Source organism: Arthrospira sp. PCC 8006 (assembly GCF_046480465.1).
Taxonomy (GTDB): domain Bacteria; phylum Cyanobacteriota; class Cyanobacteriia; order Cyanobacteriales; family Microcoleaceae; genus Limnospira; species Limnospira platensis.
Window position 1 is genome coordinate 1 of the sequence record NZ_PKGG01000629.1, and the last position, 312, is coordinate 312.

General features: G+C 42.6%; 1 pseudogene. It reads left to right on the forward strand.

What is annotated here, in order from left to right:
• Positions 1-300 (forward strand): annotated as a pseudogene (locus B9T16_RS29670) (hypothetical protein); the annotation flags it as partial.
• Positions 301-312 lie beyond the last annotated feature (12 nt).

The following is a 312-nucleotide window of genomic DNA, read 5'->3' on the forward strand; positions in this document are numbered from 1 at the left end:
CCCCCAGAAACCCTCAGACAAAGGGGGGATGAAATAAAAGTGACAGAGGGTAAGTCCAAACGCCAACAAGAAATCGAGGAAGCGATCGCAAACGTTGATATATCTGTGGGTAGTAAATTAGATGCAATAGTAACAGGAATTAATAAAAATAAGGTGACTTGTGCAATGCTGGGTACACTTCGCCTGACTCCGACGGAACCCAGAAAGGCCAGTTACCTGTCTGAGGGTCAAACTGTGCGGGTAGAGATTACCGAGTTAACGGATGATGGGACAATTAAGAAAATTAAGTTGATTGATTAATATAAGTTGAGT